The sequence below is a fragment of the Myxococcus sp. CA023 genome (genome assembly GCF_010998615.1).
GTDB lineage: Bacteria > Myxococcota > Myxococcia > Myxococcales > Myxococcaceae > Myxococcus.
In genome coordinates this window covers 37,013-60,059 of the sequence record NZ_JAAEAH010000025.1, presented here as the reverse complement: position 1 = coordinate 60,059, position 23,047 = coordinate 37,013, and the positions used below count along the sequence as shown (strand labels likewise).

Annotated in this window: 16 protein-coding genes and 1 pseudogene; 10 read left to right on the top strand and 7 right to left on the bottom strand. The window is 69.1% G+C overall.

The genetic code is table 11. From position 1 onward, the window contains the following. Positions 1-14: 14 nt before the first annotated feature. Both F8M74_RS13345 and F8M74_RS13340 read right to left on the bottom strand, forming a co-directional pair. Positions 15-875 (bottom strand): general secretion pathway protein GspE, encoded by an 861-nt coding sequence (locus F8M74_RS13345; RefSeq protein WP_216620549.1) that lies wholly within the window; start codon positions 873-875, stop codon positions 15-17. 89 nt (positions 876-964) lie between these two features. Further along, positions 965-1,333, bottom strand: coding sequence for an arsenate reductase family protein (locus F8M74_RS13340; protein WP_011555454.1), 369 nt, complete (start codon positions 1,331-1,333; stop codon positions 965-967). 105 nt (positions 1,334-1,438) lie between these two features. On the opposite strand from F8M74_RS13340, the gene F8M74_RS13335 reads away from it, so the two are divergent. Further along, positions 1,439-2,782, top strand: a complete 1,344-nt coding sequence (locus F8M74_RS13335; RefSeq protein WP_141257123.1) for a right-handed parallel beta-helix repeat-containing protein — start codon at positions 1,439-1,441, stop codon at positions 2,780-2,782. 6 nt (positions 2,783-2,788) lie between these two features. On the opposite strand, the gene F8M74_RS13330 is transcribed toward F8M74_RS13335, so the two are convergent. The 3 genes from F8M74_RS13330 to F8M74_RS13320 form a co-directional block, all read right to left on the bottom strand. Continuing rightward, complete coding sequence (locus F8M74_RS13330) at positions 2,789-3,853, bottom strand: serine protease (protein WP_141257122.1); 1,065 nt, start codon at positions 3,851-3,853, stop codon at positions 2,789-2,791. 14 nt (positions 3,854-3,867) lie between these two features. Continuing rightward, complete coding sequence (locus tag F8M74_RS13325; RefSeq protein ID WP_228565730.1) at positions 3,868-8,547, bottom strand: trypsin-like peptidase domain-containing protein; 4,680 nt, start codon at positions 8,545-8,547, stop codon at positions 3,868-3,870. Positions 8,548-8,631: 84 nt separating this feature from the next. Continuing rightward, positions 8,632-9,519: a LysR family transcriptional regulator gene (locus F8M74_RS13320; protein ID WP_228559762.1), complete on the bottom strand. Its 888-nt coding sequence runs from the start codon at positions 9,517-9,519 to the stop codon at positions 8,632-8,634. A 181-nt stretch (positions 9,520-9,700) separates the two neighbouring features. Here F8M74_RS13320 and F8M74_RS13315 point away from each other — a divergent pair, with 181 nt between their 5' ends. The 5 genes and pseudogenes from F8M74_RS13315 to F8M74_RS13295 form a co-directional block, all read left to right on the top strand. Then, positions 9,701-10,456 (top strand): outer membrane beta-barrel protein, encoded by a 756-nt coding sequence (locus F8M74_RS13315; protein WP_141257119.1) that lies wholly within the window; start codon positions 9,701-9,703, stop codon positions 10,454-10,456. A 256-nt stretch (positions 10,457-10,712) separates the two neighbouring features. Then, positions 10,713-11,984, top strand: a complete 1,272-nt coding sequence (locus F8M74_RS13310) for an SBBP repeat-containing protein (RefSeq protein WP_141257137.1) — start codon at positions 10,713-10,715, stop codon at positions 11,982-11,984. Positions 11,985-12,060: 76 nt separating this feature from the next. Further along, positions 12,061-12,771: a ribose-5-phosphate isomerase RpiA gene (rpiA, locus tag F8M74_RS13305; RefSeq protein WP_141257118.1), complete on the top strand. Its 711-nt coding sequence runs from the start codon at positions 12,061-12,063 to the stop codon at positions 12,769-12,771. 412 nt (positions 12,772-13,183) lie between these two features. After that, positions 13,184-14,674, top strand: coding sequence for a DUF1592 domain-containing protein (locus F8M74_RS13300; RefSeq protein ID WP_228559765.1), 1,491 nt, complete (start codon positions 13,184-13,186; stop codon positions 14,672-14,674). A gap of 5 nt (positions 14,675-14,679) precedes the next feature. Further along, positions 14,680-15,759: pseudogene (locus F8M74_RS13295) on the top strand (DUF1552 domain-containing protein); the annotation flags it as partial. A gap of 77 nt (positions 15,760-15,836) precedes the next feature. Here the strand turns inward: F8M74_RS13295 and F8M74_RS13290 are convergent. Next, positions 15,837-17,630 carry a chromosome segregation protein SMC gene (locus F8M74_RS13290; RefSeq protein WP_240462286.1) on the bottom strand — a complete coding sequence of 598 codons (1,794 nt, stop codon included), beginning with the start codon at positions 17,628-17,630 and terminating at the stop codon, positions 15,837-15,839. 30 nt (positions 17,631-17,660) lie between these two features. Between F8M74_RS13290 and epmA the strand changes: the two genes are divergently transcribed. The 3 genes from epmA to F8M74_RS13275 are packed head-to-tail and all read left to right on the top strand — an operon-like array spanning position 17,661 to position 20,133. Further along, the gene (epmA, locus tag F8M74_RS13285; protein ID WP_141254407.1) at positions 17,661-18,665 is read left to right on the top strand and encodes an EF-P lysine aminoacylase EpmA; all 1,005 of its coding nucleotides are present in this window, start codon (positions 17,661-17,663) and stop codon (positions 18,663-18,665) included. Next, on the top strand, positions 18,662-19,399 hold the full coding sequence (locus F8M74_RS13280; protein ID WP_141254408.1) for a 1-acyl-sn-glycerol-3-phosphate acyltransferase: 738 nt from the start codon (positions 18,662-18,664) through the stop codon (positions 19,397-19,399). Before epmA ends, F8M74_RS13280 begins: the two co-directional genes overlap by 4 nt. Then, positions 19,396-20,133: an inorganic pyrophosphatase gene (locus F8M74_RS13275; protein ID WP_141254409.1), complete on the top strand. Its 738-nt coding sequence runs from the start codon at positions 19,396-19,398 to the stop codon at positions 20,131-20,133. Before F8M74_RS13280 ends, F8M74_RS13275 begins: the two co-directional genes overlap by 4 nt. A 6-nt stretch (positions 20,134-20,139) precedes the next feature. Here F8M74_RS13275 and F8M74_RS13270 read toward each other — a convergent pair whose 3' ends face one another. Further along, positions 20,140-21,483 carry an energy transducer TonB gene (locus tag F8M74_RS13270; RefSeq protein WP_141254410.1) on the bottom strand — a complete coding sequence of 448 codons (1,344 nt, stop codon included), beginning with the start codon at positions 21,481-21,483 and terminating at the stop codon, positions 20,140-20,142. A 113-nt stretch (positions 21,484-21,596) separates the two neighbouring features. Here F8M74_RS13270 and F8M74_RS13265 point away from each other — a divergent pair, with 113 nt between their 5' ends. Then, positions 21,597-23,042, top strand: coding sequence for a nicotinate phosphoribosyltransferase (locus F8M74_RS13265; RefSeq protein ID WP_141254411.1), 1,446 nt, complete (start codon positions 21,597-21,599; stop codon positions 23,040-23,042). Positions 23,043-23,047: the final 5 nt, after the last annotated feature.

Genomic DNA, 23,047 nt, shown 5'->3' with positions numbered 1-23,047 from the left:
CGCCTAGGTGGGGTTCAGTGCGAGGGTGGGACCGAGTCGGGCGAGCCGGGGTGGGGCCTCAGCCGGCGGACGGCGCGCAGCAGGAGCTCCTCGTCCCGGGGGCTGGCCAGGAAGCCGCGTGCGCCGCTCTCGCGGACCCGGTCGAAGCTTTCGTCATCGCTGCCGTGGACGATGAGGGCGCCCTTGATGTGGACCTCCCCGGCCAGCAGGCCCTCCATGGCCTGGAGGGGCGCGAGCACGACGTCCTCCGGCCCGGTGTGCAACACCTCCAAGGGGGTGGCGGTGCGGGCCTGGAGGCCGTTCCTCGCCAGCAGCCGGGTGATGAGCACCGCCGTGACGGGCGGCCAGCCATAGAGCAGCAAGGGGCCCCCGGGCGTGAGTGAGGGGGGCACGGGCGGCTCGGCGGGCGGCTCGATGCCGTAGAGGTCGGCCAGCGCACGTGCCAGCGCCGCGTCCGAGGCGATGTGCGCTTCGACGCGTGGCATTCCGGACACGGCGCGGACGGCGTCCACCGCATCCAGCGACACAGGGGCGGGCAGCGCGATGTGGAGCACTTCCCGCTCGCCCTGGTCCAGCAGCACCTTTTCGATGCGCAGCGGGACGACCCGATACTGGCGCGCCACGCGAGCGGGGATGTGGTTCAGCAGCCTGGAGTCTGGCGGGGTCCGTTCCAGGTCCACCGCGTCCACGCCGAACTGCTCGGCGAGTCCGCGAAGCACGTCGGCTTCGGAGCAGAGGCCCTCTCGCACAAGCGCCCGCCCGAGCGGGACATGCACCTCATGGTGATGCACCAATCCCACCCGGAGCTGGGCGCGGTTGAGCACTCCCTGTTCCAGGAGAATCTCGCCGAGCGGACGTCGTGAGCCAGTCTCCATGAGAAGACATGAAGTCTTCACTCGACGCCCCGGTCGGCGAGAGGCGGCACGCCGTGGGCTCGCCAGGTTGCCTGCCTTGCGGGCGGGGCTCAGCCGCGCGAGGCGAAGTGCTGCTCGTAGGCCTCGGGCTTGAAGCCCACGAGGACGGTGTCACCGGTGACGAGCACGGGGCGCTTCACCAGCTTCCCATCCGCGGCCAGCCACTCGACCAGCTCCGCGTCGCTGGCGGCATCCACCTTCGCCTTGCCGAGCGCGCGGTAGCTCTGGCCGCTGGTGTTGAGCCACTTTCGGACGGAGACACCGCTGCGAGCAATCCATTGCTTCAGCTCCGCCACGGTGGGCGGCATCTCGACGATGGGGCGCACCTGGTGGGCGATACCTTGCTCCTGCAACCACTTCAGCGCCTTCTTGCAGGTGCCACAGCCCGAGTATGAGAGTACGAGGACGTCTTTCGCCATGCGCGCGCTTGTAACAGGGCACCCGCGTCCCTCCCAGCGATGAGTCCCCGGGTCGTCCGGACCCGGTTTGCGAGCCGCCAGCAGCGCGTGTTAGCGCGAAGAGAAATGAAAGCCCTCCGCTTCCCGCGCTCGCTGTTCGCGCTACCCGTGGTCCTGGTGCTTGCTGCCTGTTCGTCGGGGCCGGATGACAGGCCCGCTCCCGGAGACGACGCGGGCGTGCTGGACGGCGGCGCGGATTCAGGCACGCCGGACAGCGGCGCGGATTCAGGCACGCCGGACAGTGGCACCGATGCGGGCAGTGACACCGACGCGGGCACGCTGGACGCGGGTCCGGACATCGAGGTCCCCGAGGATGGCGGCACGATTGTCAGGGGGACGTTGACGGGACGGCTCACGGTGGAGGGCTCGCCGTACCGGGTGGAGGGAGATTCAAACGGGGTCGTCACCATTCCCCGCGGGCAGGTGCTGACGGTGGGGCCGGGCGTCATCCTGGACTTCCGTGGCCGGCCGGAGGTGTCGGAGCGGGACGTGGATTCGGACGCCCCCGACAATGTGATGAACCACCAGGCGGGCCGCGTGGAGGTCCGCGTGTACGGCGCCATCCAGGTCCGGGGAACGGCGGATGCGCCCGTGCTGCTGACGTCCACCAACCCCCATGGCTGGTGGGGGATGAACTTCTACGGTGCCAACTCCGTGGGCTCGGGCGACCCGGTGTTCGAGCACATGATTTTCGAGAAGGTGCGCAAGAACCAATACAACAGCGACCGCGATTGGACGCGTGGCGCGCTGTGGGTCTACTACCCGGGTGCGGTGACGATTACGGACTCGGTGTTCCGTGACAACGAGTCCTCCGCCAACTGCGGCGCGTTGGACCTGATGTTCACCGACGGCTCGCGGGTGGAAAACACCGTCTTCGAGAACAACCGCATCCGTGAAATCGACCGCTTCGCACAGCCGGGCACCTCTTCGATGGCCGGCGGTGGAGCGGTGTGCATCACCCACGGTCGCAACACGGTGCTGCGCGGCAATACGTTCCGGGGCAACTTCGTGCAGGCCTTCGGTGGCTCGCTGATGAGCGACCTCTGGGACCGGCCCATCCTCGCGTGGCCCAACCCCCAGGGCATCTTTGACCTGGGCGGTGGTGCCGCCATCCACTACTTCCAGCCGGACAATGACCTGCTGGAGGGCAACGTGTTCGACGGCAACTTCATCCCGCTGGGCCCCGGCGCGGCCGTCCAACTGGAGGACATCGGCGGGTCGCGGACCGTCGTCATGAGGGGCAACCGCTTCGTGAACAACCGGGGCGGGGCCGGAGGTGTCATCACCTGCAACCGCGGGTCGAATACAGGTGAGCTGGTCATCACCCGCGACAACGTCTTCACTGGCAACACGGTGAGTGGACAGCCGGCCACGAACATGACGGGCGACTGCGGCGTGGTGACGCAGTAACGGCCCTCACGGCGTGGCGAAGCGGACGCCCGCGCGGCTCAGCAGCGGGTCGTCCGCCAGTTGCCACAGCGCGACGGCGTGGTTCTCCTGTCGGGTGCCACCGAAGTGCAGGCCGAGCACTGCGTGCGTCTCCAAATCGACGATGGGCGATCCGGAGCTGCCTCCCAACGTGGAGCAGTCATGGGAGAGCTGCTGCCGGGCCGGGTCGAGCGAGAGCAGCTCTCCTGGCTGGAGTCGCTTCACGCCGAAGGCGTCCTCGAAGATGCGCAGCAGCACCTCGGGCGGCGTCCGGCTGTGGTCCTTCATTGGGTATCCCACGCAGTACAAGGCGCGGGAGTCCGTCGCGTCCGGTGCTTGGGTGGCGAGCCGCAGTGGGGCGGGACGCAGCACGGCCCCCTTGGGAGCGCCCAGTCGCAGCAGCGCCAGGTCATGCACGGTGTGAACCGCCGCGACGCCTTGGATGGGGAAGGTGGCCTGGGCATCGCGCTGGTGCTCACCCAGCCAGTCCACCCGAGGCACCACGCCGAGCCGCAGCACCCACTTGTCCGTCGCCTGCCGACAGAAGTGCTGTGCGACGTGACGGTTGGTCATCACCAGCTCATCGGTCACCAGGAAGCCCGTGCCGAGCATGCCGCTTCCGGCCAGCTCGATGCGCCCGGTGGCGTCGATGGTTCGCTCGATGTGCTCGCGGTGTTGCTCCAACATCTCCCACCCCACGGGCGGCGCACCGAAGCTGCCGTTCCGGATGGCGAGGGCAGGGCGCCCGAAGAAGGCCACGACCGTTTCCAGCGCCGTCCGCTCGGCTTCGGAGAGGGGCGTGTCCTCCCCTGAATGCTCCAGCCGCGCGAGGACCTGCGCGCCCGTCGTCAGCAAGTCACGTAGTTCGTCGCGCAGAGCGTCGGCAGTCACCTTGCCGACGACGGAGGTGGGCACGCGCCAGGACGGTGGAAAGTGCGTGGCGACGAGCGTCTCCACGCCCTCGGGGTGCAGTGCCTCGCGGACCTTCGACAGGTCGCGGAGGGTGCGGCGTGCCCGGTGCAACGGCTCACGGCCTTGCTTGGTGGCGCTCATGGAGACGTCGTGCCTCACTGCGTCGGCAGGTCCGCCAGGGGGACCGCTGGGAGAAGGAAGGTGTCGCAGATGGACTGGACCGGTGCGTATTCGCGCCGTCCGCGCATGAGCGTGCAGGCCTGTCGCAGCAGGTCGGCCGGCCGGAGCGAGAAGACATAGGCTCCGTCCGAGTCGAAGGTGGCGACGCGCGTGCCCTCCTCATCGGGCACCATCTCCAGGCCGGAGCGGTAGCCCTGGTGCAACTCGGCCACGTGCCGGCCATCGGAGGTTCGCCAGAAGTGGAGCTTGCCCGACGTGTCCGAGACACCGAAGCGCTCTTGTGCATGGCGGACCTTCACGTGGATATCCGTGCTCACATCGATTCTGCGCACGAGCGCGCCTGAGCTCGGGTCGAAGAGGTGGATGGCATCGTCTGTCACCGCGACGAGTCGGGACGTATCAGGAGAGAAGGAGAGCGCCTTGACCTTCCCGTCGATGGCCGCCAGGGGCTTCTTCTCGCCGTTGGTGGCGTCGAAGAGATAGGCCTGTCCCATCCAGTAGACGTCGGGATGGTTGGTGACCGCGAAGTACTTGGAGTCCGGTGAGAACGCCATGACGGCGGCTCCCATGCTCGTGGGCAGTGGCGCCAGCCACTTCCCCGTGGCGCTTTCCCAGAGCGCGGAGGACTCGGGCACGTTGGAGATGGTGACGAAACGCTCGCCGTCCGGTGAAAACGAGGCGCCTTGCGATGTAATCGCGGAGGTGGCCAGAGGTGCTTCCCTCGTCAGCCGGCAGTCTCGGGCGGAGCCCAGGTAGACGGAGCGTTCGTCCTCAATCGCGAAGTATCTGCCGCTGGGGGCGAACGCGACGAGGGCACTCTGGGAGAACGTCCTCTGCGTCTGACACGCGCCCTCGCCAGGCACCTCGGTCCGCTGGAGGTGCGCACGGGTGCGAGGCGACGCCAGGAAGCTCTCGGTGGCGTGGTCCTCCGTGGGGGTGACGTGCCGCCATCGCCAGTGCGCGGGGAGCGAGGTCAGGTTGATTCCTGCTTCGATGGGCGGCGGCTGTGTGCGCGGTCCAAGATTCGCCTGCGCGACGTCCCAGAACCGGACCTTCACGCCGCAGCGGACGGCGAGGAACTGGCCGTCGTGAGAGAAGGCGCCCTCCAGGGGCGGATACACGCCTTCGACGTCACACGCGCCCAGTGCTGTCTGGCTCGAGGTCTCCCTGTCGACGAGTGAGAGCTGGCCGCTTTGCGGCTCCCTCACCACCATCCAACGCAGGTCCTTGGACACGGCGAAGCCGCCCGGCACGTACTCGCTCCAGGTGGAGATATCGATGGTCTTCCGCGTGAGGCCGGGTTCGGCCTGGACGAGGAGCGTGCGTCCATCCGGCGCGACCAGGGCCCGCTCCGCCCGGGACTCCAAAGGCCCCTGGCGAAACATCCAGCGCATGGTTGCCTGGGGAACCCGGATGAAGGGATGGGCGCCCACGGGATTCTCGGCGAACTCGACGGCGCGCCGCCCGTTCTCGAAGAGGCGTCCATGGAGGGGAATGGGCGTCCAGCGTGTTCGCAACCGCGGGGATGCCGCGCTTCCGGTGGCGTTGCCAGGCCCTCTGTCACAGAAGCGCACGGTGAGCGCCGAGGAGAAGATGTCGTCGAAGGCCGAGAGGCTGCATTCGTCTTCGAAGGACGGCATGAGTGCGTGTCCTTCGAGTTTCGTGAGCGGGCGATGAAGGTCCTGGCCAGAGGGCAGTTCCAGCAGACGGAGGCTGACTTCGCCGCGCCGGTCGCCGAGCACGGCAAGCCTGCTCGAAGGGGAGAAGGCGACCGAAGGGCCCGGGTCATGCGTCGCGATGCACCGGATGAGGCGCACATCGGAGGTCAGGTCGTAGAGGCACGTATTCACTTCGCCACCCACCCATGCGTAGCGCGAGTCGCCCGACAGCACGGCCTGGGTGCAGGGCTCCTGGAAGGTCAGCTCGCGCAAGGTCCGTCCGGTGTTCGCATCCCAGAGTTTCACCCTGCGGTCGCGACTGGCGGACAGCACGCGGTCGCCGCTGTCCGAGAACGAAATGGCTGTAATCCTGTCCTGGTGGGCATCCGGAATGGAGGGCACCGCGCCCTGGTGGATCCACCTGAACAGGGTGCCTCGGCGCCCTCCCAGCCAAAGCGTTCCATCCCCAGGCGAGAAGCCAAAGGCGTGGGTGTCCTCCCCTGAAATGTCGGCGTACAGCGCGTCCGTGCATTCCACGAGCGCGCCTTTCGGGCACAGGTCGACGGACTCGAACTCGCGCAGCAGGCTGGCGGTGCGGACGTCCCAGAGCCGGCTGACGAACCGCATGGACGGAGACAGCACGATGCCTCGTGTGACGAGATGACGTGAGTCTGGAGAGAACGCGCCGACGGTGCGCGCCTCGAGCTCCGTGGACAAGGGGGCGGAGTAGAGGAACGCGGCGATGGCCTCGGTCAGGGCTTCGGTCACTTCGTCCTGGGCTGCGTCCGCGCCCGCCGGTGGGCTTCCCGCGAGTTGGATGGCCCGGGTGAGTGCCTCCACCTCGCGGCCAGGGCTGCGCGACAGGCTCACCACGGAGTCGGCTTCGGAGATGCGCAACTGCCGGGAGAGCTGTTTCGAGGTCGCGGCCTCGGCGGCCACTGCAATCTCGGCCGCGTCCTTCGCGGCCACGGCCTGCTTCTCGGATTCCACCGCCTGCAGGTAGAATCCGCTCACGCCCAGCAGTGCGCTGACGGATGCGCCCAGGGCGAGCCACAGGTTTCGCCGCGCCCGTCCGTACCGGCTCCGCTCCGCTTCCTGGCCGCGCAGGACGTACCGTTGGGCCAGCGCGCTCGTCTGATGCGGATGGAGCGTGACCATCGCCTGCGCGTGGGTGAGCGCCTCGCCTCGCAGCAGCCGGTGCCCGGCTTCCTGGTGATGCTGAGCGCGCTCCGCTTCCCACCAGCGCTCCGCGTCGGCCTGCACGGCTTCGTGCCAGCGGCGGAAGGCCCGGTCCTCGGTGCGCAGCTTCACGAAGCGTTGCCAGTGCGTGAGGAGCGCGTCGTGAATCAACTCCACCGTCTCCCGCTGCTGATGGCCGTCCTGGGCCGTCACCAGGAGCCGTCCGTTGACGAGCACCTGGAGCACCGCGTCCACCTCGGCCTGCTCACCCAGGCGACCGCGCAGCACCTCCAGCGGCACCCGGCGCCCCTTGTCCTCCAGGCCGCTGTCCGCCTCCCCCAACTGCACCAGCTCCAGCAACAGCCGGTCCGCCAGCCGGCGCTCCGAGGGCTTCAGCGGTTCGTAGACACCATCCGCCCAGCGCGCCAGCGAACCGAGCAGCCCCGCGCTGGCGTTGAAGGCCTCCAATGTCATCGCGCCATCCCGCGATGCCTGCCACAGCTGCGTCAGCGCGACCTCCAGCAACGGAAGCACGGTGACGCGAGCGCCCGCGCCGGACTCCACGCGGAACTCCTCCTGCGCGGCCAGGGCGATGGAGTCCACCACCTCGGGTGGGTCGAAGCGCAGGCCCACCTCCCGGGCCGGGCCGGCGATGATGTCCCGCAGCTCCGAGGGCGTCAGCACCGATGGCACCTGCACCCGGTGCTCACCGAGCAAGGAACGCAGCCTCGGCGCGCGCTCGGACAGCACCGCGTCGAACCCCTCGCGCAGCGCCACCACGCACGTCACTGGCAACGACTCGTCCGCGAGCGCGGAGAGCTGCTGGAGGAAGCGTTGATGCTGCGCCAGCTCCGCGCCGCTTCCGCGAAGGAGCACGTCCTCCAACGGGTCGATGACCAGCACCAGCCGCTTCCCTGGCTCCGGGTTCGCGGCGCGCCAGGCCTGGGCACGCGCCACCAACCCCTCTCCAGCGGGCAGGCCCGCGCCATCCAGCGCGGCGAATGGCTCCAGCCCCGGGCGCAGGGCCCGGACGTCCCAGTGCTGGCTGCCCGGAATGAACGTTCCGTCCCGCAGCGCGGGAATCAGCCCCGCGTGGAGCAGCGACGACTTGCCACTGCCCGAAGGGCCGGAGACCTCCACGAATCGGGGCAGCCTCGCGAGCAGCGGCAGCAGCTGTTCGTGCAGCACCCGCCCGCGTCCCTTCCAGAACCGCGCGTCCGATTCACGGAACGACGCCAGGTCCCGGTAGGGGCAGTCCTCCGAAGCGCGCAGCTCCGGACAGCGCGCGAGCAGCTGCTCCGTGGGCGTCGCGTACGCCTCCCGCGCCTCCGAGGCCACGGCCTTGAAGCGCACCACACCCACCACGCGCCGCGTCTGCTCGTCGAAGAGGGGACTGCCGCTGAAGCCCTCCCGGATGTCCGAGCCGTGCAGCAGCAGCTTGCGAAAGTCGCCGTCCCCCGTCGCGTAGCCGATGGTGCCGCGGGCCCACGTGCCCGTGTCATCGAAGCCCCTTGGAAATCCGAACGTGGCGAAGCGGTGGTCCGCGCTCCGCTCCGCACTGCCCAGGGGCAGCGGCGTGGACGGCCCTCGGAGCGGGTGCGTCAGCGCCAGCACCGCGAGGTCCGCCACCTCCGTGGGGCTCGATGCATCCAGCCGCAGCCGCGCCGTGGCCTTCTCGTGGCTCTGCAGCACCTCCAGGCAGATGGCGTCACGCTCGGTGTCACTGAGCGTGTCGAGCACGTGCCAGCACGTCACCACCAGGCGCTCGGTGACGAGGAACCCTGTCCCGAGGACGCGCTGCCGATCCCGGCTCAACACGCGAACGACGCCTTCTCGGAGGTCACTGCCTTTCATGATGCGCGCGAAGCTAGCACGCGCACCCTGAGCTGATTCCAGGCGCACTCAAGAGGTGGATTCCGTCTCCGTGAGCGCTTGCACGATTCGGCGGGCGGCCCGTCCCAGGGGGATGCCCGCGTGGTGGTGGAGCTGGGGGCGGAACGCGTGGGTGGCGTCACCCGCCAGCTTCAGGGCCTTCAGCTCGCCCCGGCGCAGCTCGCGGGTGGCCATGTATTCGGGCAGCCACCCGAAGCCCAGCCCCTCCAGGATGGCCGCCTTCTTCCCCGCGAAGTCATTGAGATGCACCGTGGAGCGTGCCTCCAACTCGCCGGTGCTGAGCTGGAGCCGAGGGTCCGAGCCGCGCACCGTGAGCACCAGGTGCTCGGCCAAGTCCTCGTCCTTCAACGGTCCCCGCCGCCGGGCCAGGGGATGGCCCCGGTGGGCCACCAGGATGGCCTTGAGCTCCGGCAGGCGGTACGTGCGCAGGCCCGGCACGGTGGGCGGCAGCAGCGTCACCATCAGGTTCGCCTCCTCGCGCACGAAGGCCGCTTCCACGCCGGAGAGGAACTCCGCGGAGACGTGGAAGCGGGTGCTGGCGCCCTCGGCGCGCAATTCCTTCACCACGCGCAGCAGGGGCTCGGCGGGGAAGATGCCGTCGAAGACGATGCGCAGCGCGGGCTCCCAGCCAGCGCGAATCTCCGCGCACGCGGCCTCCAACTCGCGCTCGGCGGCCAGCAGCTTGCGGCAGTGCTCCAGAATCCGTTCCCCGGCGGGCGTCAGCCGGGTGCGGTAGCCGCGCCGGTCGAGCAGCGTCAGCTCCGTCTGCGCCTCGAGCGTGCGCAGCGCGTACATCACCGCCGTGTGTCCCTTTCGCAGGGCCTCCGCCGCGGCGGTGAAGGTGCCGTGGCGGGCGAGGGCGTCCAGGGCGCGGGCATGCTCCAACGTGACGTTCATGCCCGACATTGTGCAATCTTCAGACAGATGCAGGCAGTTCTCTGTGCTCGTGCCACGTCCTCTGCGCTGGGCCGGCTGCTCCATGACGCATGACGCAGCGCACCTTATACCGGGTGTGCGGGCCGCCCTACAGTCCCTACAGTGAGGTGCTCCAAGAGCGCTCACTTCGACGGAGGGGTATATGACGGGAAAGCTGTCTTGGGCCCTGGCTGTGGTGTCACTGCTGGCTTCCACGAGCGCGAGCGCGCAGGAGGAGGCGCAGGCGCTGGAGTCCTCCGCGCGGGGTGAGCGCAGTGGCCTGGAGCTCACCGTGGGTGTCGGCTTTCAGGTGGGTGCCGGCTACGTCTACCGGGATGGCGCGGGGCTGGACCGGCAGGTCCGCGACCTGAAGCTCAGCGACGCGGCCAATGGTGGCATCGCCTTCCTGCTGGAGGCGGGCTACCGCGTCAACTCGCGCTGGTACGTGGGCGCGTTCGGCCAGTACTCGCACGTGCTGACGAAGACGAACCCGTACACATGCCCGGAAGGCTACGACTGCTCCACGTCGCAAATCCGCTTCGGTCCCCACGTGCAGTATCACTTCGCGCCGGACGCCGCGTTCGACCCCTTCGTGGGGCTGGGCGTGGGCATGGTCCTGCTCAACAACAAGGTCTCCGGTCCCATCACCCAGCCCGCGCCCGGAACGGTGGAGATTGACAGCCAGTCGCGCGGCCCTGAGTTCGTGAACCTGACCCTCGGCGGCAAGTGGCGGCTGTCGGATTCGCTGTCGTTCGGCCCGTACCTGACGGGCACGTATGCGCGCTACACCACGCGCAGCGGCACCTCGACGGTGAACATCCCCGCCGTCAATCTCACGCAGGAGACGCCGCTGGAGCAGGTGGGTGATGGCCCCTATGGCTTGCTCATGCTCGGGGTTCGCGGGACCTGGAACCTCTAATCCGGAGTAGCCGGGTTTGTGTTTCACGCGCAGTCTCAAGTGACGCGGTGCCAACACGCCGCGTCACATGTTTCCCTATCAGGGACGTCGTCGTTCGGGATTCTCAACGACTGCTGGCTGCGTAGAGTGCGGGCGAGATTTTCATCCCGAGGAGTCGCCCATGTTTCGTGGTTGGCAGCGGTGGAGCGCGTGCGGAGTCCTGGGTGGATGGGCGCTGCTGAGTCTTCCCGGGGCCTCAATCGCGAAGGCGCCTCCGCTGCAGCAGGTCACCAGTTGGGTGCACCAGTCCGGTGGCCCGCAGGACGAACTGGCACAGGCCGTCACGACCGCGGGCAACGCCGTCTATACGGCGGGCTACACCAGCGGGCAGCTCGGCGCGGAGCCCTCGGCGGGGGGACAGGACGCCTACGTTTCGAAGTACGACGCCTCGGGCGCGCTGCTGTGGACGCGGCAGCTGGGAACGTCCGCGAATGACCGTGCGCTCGCGGTGTCCGCGGATGAAGCCGGCAACGTCTACGTCGCGGGCTACACGTGGGGCAGCTTCAGCTTCTACGAGAACGCCGGCGGCACGGACTTGTTCGTGGCGAAGTACGACGCGAAGGGGGCCTTCCAGTGGGTCCGGCAGTTCGGCACCGCCACGGATGACTACGCCACGGGCATCGCCGCCATGCGGCTGGCGTCGCACGACGTCGTCTTCGTCAGTGGCTACACACTGGGTCGCTTCGATGGCTCGGCGCCGCAAGGCAACTACGACGTGGTGCTGGCCAAGTTCGACGCGGGCGGCAATCCCTATTGGCTGCGCCAGTTCGGCTCCGCGCGCAGTGACGTGGCGCTGGGCGTGGCCGTGAGCCCCAACGAGGACGTCTACGTCACGGGCTACACCTACGGCAGCCTCGACGGCGTGACGAACCCGGGCAACACGGTGGACCTGTTCCTGACGAAGTACAGCGTCCTGGGCGAGCCGCAGTGGGTTCGCCAGCTCGGCTCCTCGCATGACGAGTTCGGCACTGGCGTCGCGGTGGCGGACGACGGCGGCGTCTATGTGTCGGGCTACACGTCGGGCGCGCTGGAGGGGAGCACCCGCCTGGGCTCCTATGACGCCGTGCTGGTGAAGTACGACACCCAAGGCAACTGGCATTGGACGCGGCAGATTGGCACGGCGACCACCGACTACGCGCAGTCCGTGGCGGTGGGCAAGGAGGGCCGTGTCTACCTGGCGGGATTCACCTCCGGCGCCATGGGCGGCGAACCGTCGCTCGGGAGCACCGACATGTTCCTGGCCACCTACGACATCCACGGCACGTGGCTGGATTTCCGGCAGGTGGGCTCCACGTCGGCGGACCGTGGCCAGGGCGTGGCCACCGCGGAGGACGGCGCCGTCTATCTGGTGGGCTACACCTTGGGGCAGACGTCCAGCTTCCCCAGCGCGGGGGGCTACGACGCGGTGCTGTACCGTTTCCTGGATGGCGCCGCGTTGCCGGATGAGCCAGGGCCATGGGGACCCCGAGGGGATTCCAAGGGCTTCTGAGCCGTTCGCCGTCCAGCACGGGACATCGTCGCGCGGGGACATCAGCCACCGCGCGCCGCCGCGCTACGCTTCCGCCATGAGCCAGCAGGGCGACGGCGCGGCGACGGCCCGCTACAAACAAGCGGCCGCCGAATGGGCGGTGGACGGCTTCCTCCAGCCGGGCATGGTGGTGGGGCTGGGCACGGGCAGCACCGCGGCCTTCGCCGTCCAGCGGCTGGCCGCGCTGCGCGCGCAGGGACGGTTGCTGGACATCGTGGGCGTGCCCACCTCGCGCGCCACGGAGGCGCTGGCTCGCTCGCTGGGCGTGCCCGTGTCGACGTTGGACGCGCACCCCGTGCTGGACGTCACCCTCGACGGCGCGGACGAAGTGGCGCCGGACCTGTCCCTCATCAAGGGCGGAGGTGGCGCGCTGCTGCGCGAGAAGATCGTCGCGCAAGCAAGCCGGCGCGTCGTCATCATAGTGGACGCGGGAAAGCTCTCCCCCGTGCTGGGCACGCACTGGCCGGTGCCGGTGGAGGTGATGTCCTTCGGTTGGCGCTCCCAGGCGCGGTTCCTCGAATCGCTTGGCGCGCGCGTCACCGTCCGGCACGGCGTGGGTGGCGAACCCTTCCTCACGGACCAGGGCAACCTCGTGCTCGACTGCGCCTTCGGTCCCATCGCCGCGCCCGCCGCGCTGGCCGCGAGCCTGGGCGCGCGCGCGGGAATCGTGGGCCACGGCTTGTTCCTGAACCTCACCACGGACCTGGTGGTGGCGGGGCCGAAGGGCGTGGAGCACCGCGCGCGCTGATGTCAACGCGGTGTGACCGCACACCCAGAGTCCTGTCTCACCCATAAGGCAAACAGTGGCAACGTAGGCGATTGTGTGGCCAGTTTATTCTGCAATCCTTGCATTCACTGGCGTTTGAAGCCAATCCCAGCGCAATCCCGCAGTTCGCCTGGACGCTCAGGGCCTCTGAAGCGCCGCGCTAGAATCGTGACGGACCGTGTTGGTGAAGCGGTTAGAATCGTCCGCCAGCCAGCACTTCAGAGGGGGCCAATCTGGGGGTGGCTGGTCCGAGGGTGCCTTGCGTATGCGACTCTTCCGTTTCTCTGTTTCCGCGGCCTTGCTGCTGTCAGCAGCGTCGTGCTCTTCCGACAAAACCCCGCAAGGGGGGACGCCTCCTGAAGTCGACGAGGCTTCGGCGACGCGTGTGCGGCGCATGACGCGTGCGGAGTACGACAACAGCGTCAATGCCATCTTCCCCACGACGGTGCCGCTGGTGATGACGTACGCCTTCGCGCCGGAGGACACCATCCTCGGGTTCTCCACCCATGACCGGCTGCAGGTCACGTCCTTGCTGGCGGACCAGATTGACGTGGCCGCCAACAATCTCGCGGAGTACGGCAAGGTCCAGCTGCGCGCGGACTGGACGTGCGCGGCGGACGTTCCGGAGCGGGAGTGCGCGGAGAAGTTCATCCGCGGCATCGCCGCGCACGCCTACCGCCGGCCCGTCACCGACGACGAGGTCGCCGACTTCCTGGTGCTGTGGCAGGAATCGAGCAGGGGGACGGACCCGGGCACCGGGGCCCGCATGGTGCTCCAGGGCATCTTCTCCTCGGCCTCCTTCCTGTACCGCACCGAGCTGGGCGCGGAGGGGGCCGGCGCCAACCAGGTGGTGCGGATGACGCCGCATGAAGTCGCCACCGCGCTGGCCTTCGCCATCACCGCCGGCCCCGCCGACGCGGAGCTGCTGGCCGCGGCCGAGGCGGGCCAGCTCGACTCTCCGGACGAGCGTGAGAAGCACGCCCGCCGGCTGCTGGCCACGCCCGCGGCGCAGAGGCACCTGTACCGCTTCGTCGAGGAGTGGATTGGCATCACCGGCCAGGCCAACCTCACCAAGAACAACCAGGTGTTCCCGGTCTTCAGCGCGGCCTTCAAGGTCTCCAGCCAGGCGGAGACAAAGGCCTTCATCAACCACATCCTGAAGGAGCGCAACGGCTCCGTCCGCGAGTTGCTCAACGCCGACTACACCTACGCCGACGCGCGCATGGCGTACTTCTACGGCACCCAGCCCTCCATGCCGGACGGCACGCTGGGCCGGCTGCCGCTGCCGTCCGAGCGCGCGGGCATCCTCACCCACGCCAGCGTGCTGGCCACCTACGCGCTCTTCGACTCCAGCTCGCCCATCCGCCGCGGCAAGTTCATCATGCACCGCCTGCTGTGCCGCGAGGTGCCGCCGCCGCCGGCCACCATCTCCATCATCCCGCCGAAGCCGGTGCTGGACCGCACCACGCGCGACCGCTTCGCCGCCCACACCGACAACCCGACCTGCGCGGGCTGCCACCGGACCCTGGACCCCATCGGCTTCGGCTTCGAGGACTTCGACGGCCTGGGCAAGCACCGCACGGTGGAGAACGGCCTGGCGGTGGATGCCTCCGGCGCGGTGGAGCTCTCCACGGGGACGGTCCCCTTCACGGGCGCCGCGGCGCTGGCCCGCGTGCTGGCGACCAGCGACGACGTGGGTGACTGCGTGCCGCTCCAGCTCTTCCGCTTCGCCATGGGACGTGACGAGGCCCCCGTTGACGAGCACATGCTGGCCGACATGCGGTCCCTGTTCCGGGCCAACCCGGAGTGGCGGCTGGGCGATGCGCTCGTCGGCCTCGTGCGCTCCCCGTATTTCGTCCACCGGCGTACCTCTTCCCCCGAGTAGCCCCCATGCTCCGCGAACTTTCCCGACGCTCACTGCTCCAGGCGCTGGCCGGCTCGACGGCGGCGCTTCCCCTGGCCAACCTGCTCGGTACCACCGACGCCTACGCCCAGGGCACCACGCCGCCGCTGCGCTTCGTGGCCCTGTTCACCTCGCACGGCTGCCTCCCGGAGCTCTGGAATCCCCAGGGCTCGGAGACGAACTTCACGCTCGACTTCCCCAACTCCATGCTCGCGCCGCTCCAGCCGCACCGGGACAAGCTCCTGGTGCTGGACGGTCTGGACTACCAGGTCCTCTACGAGCAGGGCCTGACGGGCCATGAAGGCGGCCCGGTGACGTTCCTCACCGGAAGCAAGGTCAACACCGGCAGCGGGGACCACCTGCCGGAGAGCGCCTCGCTGGACCAGGTGCTGGGCAACCACATCGGTGGTGGTACGCGCTTCCGCTCCCTGCAGCTCAACGCCTGGGAGCAGTTCGGCGGCCAGCACGTCTACAACAGCATCAGCTTCACGGCGAACGGCTCGCGCGTCCCCTTTGAGCGCGACCCGGCCAACGTGTACCAGCGCCTCTTCGGTGACGCGCCCTCGCCGACCGCCGACCCGGCGCAGGTGGCGAGCAACCGGGCGCGCCGCAAGAGCCTGCTGGACTTCCTGATGAAGGACGCCACACGCCTGCGCAACCGCCTGGCGGGCGCCGAACGCCAGAAGCTGGAGACGCACCTGGAGGCGCTGCGCGACATCGAGCGGCGTCTGGGGGCGCTGGCCATGGACCCGACGCCGCTCCCCAAGCAGCAGTCCGGCGAGGCCGCTTGCAGTGGCGGCGCCGCGCCGCCGTCCTACGGTCTGGGCGGCCTGGGCAACCTCAACAACATGCCGGCGCTGACGCGGCTGCACATGGACCTCATCGCGCGCGCCTTCGCGTGCGACCTGACGCGCGTCGTCTCCATGACGATTCCGGGGCCGTCCATGCCCTGGCTGGGCATCCACGAGGACACGCACAACGACATCGCCCACCTGCTCGACGTGCAGGAGGAGCCCCGCCGGAGCACCATCCGCGGGAAGATGGTGCAGGTTCAGCGCTGGTACGCCGAGCAGCTGGCCTACCTGATGGATCGGTTGGATTCCATCCCGGAGGGCAGTGGCACCGCGTTGGACAACACGCTCATCTACTGGGGCAACGAGCTGGGCGACGCGTCCGGCCATATGAATGTGCGCGTCCCCACCGTGCTCGCGGGCGGGGCGGGGGGCGCGCTGAAATCCTCCAGCCCCGGCGCGGGCGGGGGCTGGGTGAAGTCCTCCAGCCCCGGCGCGGCGGGGAGGATGGCGTCCTCCACGCCTTCGAGGTTGAGCTTCATGGGCACCTGGAGCGTGGTGCCCAGCCGCAGCAGCAGCACGTCCGGCTCGATGCCCTTCTCACCAATGGCCTGGGCCACCTCACGCGCAGACATCGCGTTGCCCTTGGCCCACAGCGTCTTGAGGAACTCGCCCGCCTGCGACGTGCGCCACCACGCGGGGCCGAAGCGCGCCTTGAGCTGCGCCTGGAGCTGACCCGCCAGGAACCATGCGCGGAAGCTGTCCGCGGATTGGAAGAAGTCCTCCTGGTCCACGAGGTAGCGCTCGGTGTCCTCGTCCGTCATCGGGATGTCGTCGGTGCGCGACATGATTTCGCGGTACAGCGCCTTCGGGTCGGCTTCGACGCGGCGGTGCAGCTCCAACTGGTAGAGCAGCCGGCCCGCGGCATGGCGGATGAGGAACAGCTTGTGCGCGCTGGACGCGGCCAGGTACTGCGCGCGTTGCTCGCCGCTGACACCCGCGTGCTCCTCCAGCCACACCGGGTCCTCGGCCAGGTCCTCGAAGAGGGCGGAGTAGGCCTCGCCCACGGTGGGGTTGCCCAGGCGCGCGAGTTCGAAGCGCGTCTCCGTGGTGAAGGCCGCGTGCAGCGCGTGGCCGAACTCGTGGAGCACGCGTGCCTGGTGCAGCACGCCCGTGCCCGGCTTGAAGGAGATGCGCACGTCGGAGGGCACGCGCACCGCCAGCGCCAGGGGGCGTGAGCTCTTGGCCTTCACGTCCCGCGCGTCGATGGTGACGTGCGTCAACTCACCCAGGTCCAGGCCCATGCCCGCCAGCGTCCCGTGGGCCTTGAGCAGGGACTCTCCCTTGGGGAAGGCGTCCTCCACCTCGCGCGAGCGAAACAGGCGGGGGATGTCCGCGCGGGTGATGTCCTTGAACGCCATGCCCAGCTCGCGTTGGCTCAGCCGCTCCATCACCACGCGGTAGGGGGCCTGCGTGGCCTGGAGGATTTCCTCCGCCAGCACGCTCAGCCGTCCCAGGTCCGACTGCCGCAGCTCGCTGCCGAAGGCCTCGTAGGAGGCGAAGCCCAGCTCACGCACCAGCTCGTCCGCGCGCTCCTCGCGTCGGCGCAGCGTCTGGTTGAGGCGTTCAATCGCGGGCGTGGCCGCGGCGTACAGGGCCCGGCGCCGCGCTACCGTGCGCTCGTTGGCGAGCAGCCGCTCCAGGTCCCGGTAGCGCACATCCTTCCCGTCCACGGGGAAGGTGAGGGACGCTTCCAGATTGGCGGCCGCGTCGTTGAACTCGGCCAGCGCGTGGGACAGGTACTCGCCGGCGAAGTGCGAGTGCAGCGCGGTGAGGGCGCGCACCTCGCGGGCGTCGTCCGTGAGCTGGCGCAGCCGGTCGATTCTGCGGATGTTCTCGATGGTGAAGAGCGCCTCCTGGCCGGCGTAGGTGGCGGCGACGTCCACGTGGCGGCCCTCCGTCCAGAAGTCCCACACCAGGCGGCTCTGGGCCTCGAGGAGGGTTTCAGCCTTCGAGGACATGGCGCTGACATCCGCCTCGAGCTGCTGCTTTTCGGAAAGGACCTGCCGGCCATCGGCGGGCGGGCCCTTGGGGCAGGCGGTGAGGCAGCAGGCGAAGGCCAGCAGCAGGGGAATCCTTGGGTGCATGTGGCTCCTCATGTTACTTGCGCGCTGCCCATGCCCAATCTTTCTCAATGGCGGGCCGCCCGGGGACGCCAGTCCCTCTACTCCGCCCTGCGACGTTTCTTCGCCGCCCACGACTACCTGGAGGTGGAGACGCCGCTGCTCATCCCCACTCCGGGGATGGAGCCGCACATCAACGCGTTCGAGGCCGGCTTCATCCCGGAGACGGATGTGGGCTCCGCGCGGACGCTCTACCTGCACTCCAGCCCCGAGTACGCCATGAAGCGGCTGCTCGCGGACGGGGCCGGGCCGTTGTTCCAGCTGTGCAAGGTGTTCCGGAATGGAGAGGTCTCCCTGACCCACAATCCGGAATTCACGATGCTGGAGTTCTACCGGCCCCACGCGGACTACCACGCCATCATGGATGACCTGGAAGGGGCGCTGGCGGAGGCCGGCCGCGGCGCGACGGAAGGGGAGCCCGGGGCGGACCCGCTCTTCTTCACACGCACCCCCTACGAGCGGTTGACGGTGCGTGACGCGGTGCTGCGCGCCACCGGCGTGGACATCCGCCAGCATTCGGACGGCCCGTCATTGAAGCGGGCGGCGGAGGCGGCCGGGGTGCGCACCGGGAACGCGGAGACGTTCGACGACGTCTTCTTCCACCTCTTCCTCCAGAAGGTGGAGACCGGCTTGGGCCACGAGCGGCCCACCTTCCTCATTGAGTACCCGGCGTCCATGGCGGCGCTGTCCCGACTGAAGCCCGGTGACGCGACAGTGGCGGAGCGGGTGGAGTTGTACGCCAAGGGGTTGGAGCTGGCGAACGGGTTTTCCGAGCTGACGGACCCCGTGGAACAGCGTGCACGATTGACAGAAGAGCAGGAGCTCAGGCGCCAACTGGGCCGGGCCGTGTATCCTCTGGACGAGCGGTTCCTTGACGCGGTAGGGCGAATGCCACCCTCGGCGGGCATCGCCGTCGGGCTCGATAGAATCCTGATGCTGCTGCTCGGGGTCCAGCGCATCTCGGACGTGCTCCTTTTCCCCGCCCACGAGTTCGTTTGATTCGCAAGCTCCTGCAGACGGCCTTTGCTGGAACGGCGGCGGTGGGCATCACCGGTGTGTTGTCTCCCGTGGTGTCGGCGCTGTCGCTGCGAGACGCCAAGGACGCGGACGGCGTGCTGGTGCTGTGGGCGCGCTCGCTGCTGGCGTCCGCGGGGGTACGGCACGAGGCGGTGGGTGTCGAGAACGTCCCGACCGACACCCACGTCGTCTTCGTGAGCAACCACCAGTCGCACTACGACGCGCTGGTGAACTTCGCCCACATCCGCAAGCACACGCGTTACGTGGCCAAGGCGGAGCTGTTCCGCATCCCCGTCTTCGGGCCCGCGCTCCGGCGCGCGGGCAACATCCCGGTGGAGCGCACCGGTGGTGGGGGAGACAGGGCCCGCCTGTCGGAAGCCGTCACGGCGCTGCGGGAACGGGTGAGCGTGCTCTTCTTCGCGGAAGGCACGCGCAGCACGGATGGGCGGCTGCGGCCGTTCAAGAAGGGAGCCGCGACGCTGGCCATCCAGGCGGGTGTTCCGGTGGTGCCCCTGGCCGTATCAGGGACGCGCCTCATTCTTCCCAAGGGGGGCCGGGCCGTGCGGTGGGGACAGCGCGTGGCGTTGGTGGTGGGAAAGCCCATCCCCACCCAGGGACTGACGATGAAGGACCGCGACGCGCTCACGCGCCAGTTGGAGGACGCGGTCGCAGAACTCTATGCCGAGGCCTGCAAGCGCTCGGGAGACACGCCATGAAGAAGCCAATCCAGACCACATCCCAGGCGCACCCGTGGCACGGCATCACCCCGGGTGAGGACGCCCCCGAAATCGTCACCGCGTACATCGAAATCGTCCCCACGGACGCGGTGAAGTACGAGCTGGACAAGGAGTCCGGCATCCTCAAGCTGGACCGTCCGCAGCGCTTCAGCAGCCAGTGCCCCACTCTCTACGGCTTCATTCCGCAGACGTACTGCGACGAGCTGGTGGCGAAGCGCTGCGCCGAGCGCACGGGCCTGAAGGACATCAAGGGCGACGGCGACCCCATCGACATCTGCGTGCTGACGGAGAAGGTCATCTCCAGCGGCAACCTGCTGGTGCGCGCGATTCCCATTGGCGGCTTCCGCATGGTCGACGGCGACGAGGCCGACGACAAGATCATCGCGGTGCTGGAGTCCGACCTGGTGTACGGCGAGCTGCAGCACCTCGCGCAGCTTCCGCGCGCGCTGCTCGACCGCCTCAAGCACTACTTCCTCACCTACAAGCAGATTCCCGGTGAGGGGAAGCGCAGCGTGGAGATCGCCGAGGTTTACGACCAGCCGGAGGCGCTCGAGGTCATCAAGCGCAGCATGAAGGACTACGAGCGCATCTACGGCCCGCAGGTCACCACGAAGGCGCGCGCTGTCCGTACGCGTGGCGCGGCGGTGGAGGCGAAGATCGCCAAGCCCGCGAAGGCCAAGACGAAGTCGGCGCGCAAGTCGCGCGCGTCCTGAGTCGGCTCAGCGGACTTCGACCAGCCGCACGCGCTTGTAGATGCGGCGGTCCAGCGGCAGGCGGGTGTCGATGAAGCCGAGCGCTTCGTCGAACTCGAAGCTGAAGGTGGGGATGGGCGGGCTGATGGAGATGAGCAGCTCGAACTCCCAGACACTGGTGAGTCGCGAGCGGCCGCCCACGGCCTCGTCCGGCGGCGGAGGCAGCTTCTCCGCCATGGCGCGCACGTCCTTGAGGGCCTCCTTGTCGACCTCGGGCTGGTGGCTGGGCTCCAGGAGCTGCACGTCCACGAGCTGGCCCTGTGCGTCCTGGACGACGCGGATGAGGGCGCGGCGCGTGGTGCGGAACTCCTGACGCATCTGCTGGCGCATCTCGCGGCGGGCATTGAGCGTGGGGTCTCCGGCGGTGCTGAGCGGCCTGCGCCGGTCCTCGCCCGGGCCGTTCTTCGCGGCGAACGAGCCCGACGCGCCGTAGTCCGCCGCGCGCTCCACCCAGATGCGCGAGTACGCGCGGCCGCGCTCCATGCCCATGTCGAAGTAGCCCTGGAGGCCGTGCTCCTTCAGGGAGCGGTCGGCGTCCCACGCCTTCATCAACGCCTTGCCGAGCTGGCCGTAATACGGGTGCACCAGCCCGCGTTCCACCCGGCCTCGGCCCACGCTTTCGGATACCAGCTCTTCCACCAGGCCCTGGACTGAAGGAGGGGCAGGCGGGTCCACGCCGCCGTCGAGCTCCGCCGCCACATCGCGATGCGTTCCTGAAAGCGCGGTGACCTGACGGGCCGCGAGCAACAGTCGCGAGCCCGGGGCGGTGTTGGCGCCGGGCTCCGCGCGGGGCATGTCCGTGGGTGGCGTCCCCGCCAGGGGCGCGTCCGCGAAGCGGAGGTGCGCCGGAGCCGAGTCCAGGGCCTCCGCGTGACGTTCAGGCCGCGCGTCCGCTTGGGCGACTTGCGTGTCGTGGGCGGGCTGGGAACTCGCGTGGGTGGGTTCCGTGTGGCGCTCGGACCGGGATTCCGCTTGGGCAGGCGCGGCGTCGCGCTCAGGCGCCGCCTGCCCCGGCGGAGCCCGGTGCTTCGCAGCCGTGCGGGGCGCAGGGGGCGCATGGGCGCTGTCCGAACGCTTTGGCGGCACCGGCTGGGCGGCGCCGGCGACCGGGCCCTCGTTCGGCATCAGCGTGTCCCCCGATACACGGGCCTCCGCCACCTCCACATCGACCCATTCCAGGGCAGGCGGCGAGGACGCCGCAGGGGGCCTCGCGACCGGCTCCCCGCACTCCAGGGTCAGCCACAAGAGCCCATGCACGCCCATGCTGGCGGCGAGCGCTGGCAGCAGGCGTCTGGCGGGCTCCCGGGGCATTCGCCTCCATTTAACCCCGCTTTCACGTCATGCCCTGGGAATCCACGAGGGGAGGATAGGAAACGCAACCCTGACGCGTTTACTCTTCGCGACATCGGAGGAAGGACCCCAAGATGTCGACCTCGCTGCTCGCGACGGATGGCTACAAGTTCAGCATGGCGGAGGCCGGCTGGCCGCTTCGTCGGGAAACGTTCTACTACTCGCACCGGCGGGGTGGTCTCCAGGTGATGCCGCTCGACGTGGCGGCCTTCGTCAAGTCGCTCATCCCGGAGCCCAAGTCGGAGGACTACGACTACCTCAGCCGGTACGACTATGAGATGGGCGTGGGGTTCAAGGCGGCCATCCTCCGCCGTGAGAAACTCAGCATCCGCGCCATCCCCAAGGGCGCGCTCTTCTATCCGCGCGAGCCCATCCTCACGCTGACAGGGCCGTCCGCCCTGGTGTCCTGGGTGGAGCCGCTGCTGCTCCAGCTCAACTTCCGCATCCAGGTCGCCACCCTGGCGCTGTCGGACCGGGACGCACTGGCCCGCGCGCTGGCCACCGTGACGTGCGACGAGCAGAAGGCCATCGCGCTGGAGACGCTCGATTCGGTTGGCGTGAAGGCGGTGCCCATCACCGTGGACGCGGAGGGCTACGCCAGGCGCGTCTTCGCCACCGTCAAGGAGCTGGTGGACATCGTCGAGGACCCGTCCCGCATCTTCGAGGTGGGCCTGCGCGCGGCCACCTGTCTGGAGCAGCACGAGCTGGCGCTGCGAAGCTGCAAGGACGCGGGCGTCACGCGCACCTCCAACGTGGACGGGGCGGCGAAGCTGGGAATGGTTCCCGTGGGCACCATGGGGCACGAGCACATCCAGCGCTATGGCTCGGATGAGGCCGCGTTCCGGGCCATGCGCGAGCGCAGGCCGCAGCGCTCCAGCTACCTGCTGGACACCTTCGACACGCTCACGTCCGGAATCCCCGCGGCCTTCCAGCTCATCCAGGAGGAGCCCGGCAACAACGACTCCATCCGCTTCGACTCCGGCAACAAGAAGCTCCAGTACCTCTACGCGGTGACGCGGGCGCGGGACCTGGGGATTCGGCCCGTCAACATCCTGGAGGACGGACTGGACGCGGAGGCCACGCGCGATTTCGAGGAGCTGCGGCGGCAGGTGGGCTGGGAGCCGTCGGCCCAGTTCTACGGCTACGGCGGCCACATCATCGCGCGGACCATGGACTGCCCGCTCACCCGGGACAAGGTGGCCGCCATCTACAAGCTGTCTCGCACGGGCAACACGCCGGTGATGAAGTTCGGCAACGAGTTGGCCGAGGGCAAGAAGAGCATCCCCGGCGAGCCCGTCCTCTTCCGCCGCCGCCATGGCTCGGGGCCCATCGGACTGGTTGGCCAGGTGGGAGAGCCCGTCCCGGACGGCTACTTCCCGCTCATGGAGAGCGCGCCGGAAACCCCATCGCTGGTGGGCGCGCAGGAGCCGGCGGCCGAGGCGCGTGTCGCCTACACCGCCGCGACGCAGGCGCTGGTGGATGCGTTGCACCGCCGTCACTTCCCCCAGCAGCACCGCTGAGTCCG

Bases quoted from the DNA above. Each gene is read 5' to 3' on its own strand.
- F8M74_RS13345 (WP_216620549.1), bottom strand. From the start codon at position 875: ATGGAGACTGGCTCACGACGTCCGCTCGGCGAGATTCTCCTGGAACAG.
- F8M74_RS13265 (WP_141254411.1), top strand. From the start codon at position 21,597: ATGTCGACCTCGCTGCTCGCGACGGATGGCTACAAGTTCAGCATGGCG.
- F8M74_RS13330 (WP_141257122.1), bottom strand. From the start codon at position 3,853: ATGAGCGCCACCAAGCAAGGCCGTGAGCCGTTGCACCGGGCACGCCGC.
- F8M74_RS13340 (WP_011555454.1), bottom strand. From the start codon at position 1,333: ATGGCGAAAGACGTCCTCGTACTCTCATACTCGGGCTGTGGCACCTGC.
- F8M74_RS13290 (WP_240462286.1), bottom strand. From the start codon at position 17,630: ATGCACCCAAGGATTCCCCTGCTGCTGGCCTTCGCCTGCTGCCTCACC.
- F8M74_RS13300 (WP_228559765.1), top strand. From the start codon at position 13,184: ATGACGCGTGCGGAGTACGACAACAGCGTCAATGCCATCTTCCCCACG.
- F8M74_RS13320 (WP_228559762.1), bottom strand. From the start codon at position 9,519: ATGAACGTCACGTTGGAGCATGCCCGCGCCCTGGACGCCCTCGCCCGC.
- F8M74_RS13335 (WP_141257123.1), top strand. From the start codon at position 1,439: ATGAAAGCCCTCCGCTTCCCGCGCTCGCTGTTCGCGCTACCCGTGGTC.
- F8M74_RS13270 (WP_141254410.1), bottom strand. From the start codon at position 21,483: ATGCCCCGGGAGCCCGCCAGACGCCTGCTGCCAGCGCTCGCCGCCAGC.
- epmA (WP_141254407.1), top strand. From the start codon at position 17,661: ATGCCCAATCTTTCTCAATGGCGGGCCGCCCGGGGACGCCAGTCCCTC.
- F8M74_RS13275 (WP_141254409.1), top strand. From the start codon at position 19,396: ATGAAGAAGCCAATCCAGACCACATCCCAGGCGCACCCGTGGCACGGC.
- F8M74_RS13315 (WP_141257119.1), top strand. From the start codon at position 9,701: ATGACGGGAAAGCTGTCTTGGGCCCTGGCTGTGGTGTCACTGCTGGCT.
- rpiA (WP_141257118.1), top strand. From the start codon at position 12,061: ATGAGCCAGCAGGGCGACGGCGCGGCGACGGCCCGCTACAAACAAGCG.